General features: G+C 35.3%; 1 protein-coding gene. It reads right to left on the bottom strand.

The window, feature by feature from the left end:
• The coding region (locus ABD296_RS50140; RefSeq protein WP_344285782.1) for an EamA family transporter at nt 1–362 on the bottom strand (362 nt) is incomplete at its 3' end.
• Nucleotides 363–544: the final 182 nt, after the last annotated feature.

Below are 544 nucleotides of genomic sequence, written 5' to 3'. Positions count from 1 at the left end.
CTTGAAGCGATCACGGTAAGTGTGGGATATAAAAATAGGATGATTCGCTCTAAAGAAGCGCTAATAAACATGAGGCCCATGAAATCGAGCCAGCTGGCAAAGTAGTAGCCTAACAGACCGGCAAAAATTAAAATTAGCCAATCCTTCTTTTTTATGCCCTGATTATGATGCCTATTGAACCAGCAAATTAATAGAAAAAACGGTAAAGCGCTTAACATCCGTAAAGCCATCAGGACTGTACCGTCTACTAATGGAGAAAGGGCATAAGTTTGTTTAATGAAAATCGCTTTTGTGCTGAATAGAAAAGCAGAGCAAAGCGCAAAAAAAGACCCAATTTGAAACGAAGATAAAGAAATTTTCATATACAGGACTGTATAAGAGAGACTATTGTCTGCAAAAAAAAGAAAAATCTTCCTATATTACACCTCAAGTCAAATATCGTGAATCATCAGTTCAAAATATGGGTATTTATTAAATAAATAGTGGGTGGTATTTTCAAAAAGTTCAATTAGAATCCAAATTCTGTACAAAGAATAGACATGGG

The sequence above is a fragment of the Actinomadura napierensis genome (assembly GCF_039529375.1).
Lineage (GTDB): Bacteria > Actinomycetota > Actinomycetes > Streptosporangiales > Streptosporangiaceae > Spirillospora > Spirillospora napierensis.
This window is presented reverse-complemented; position numbering and strand designations above follow the sequence as displayed.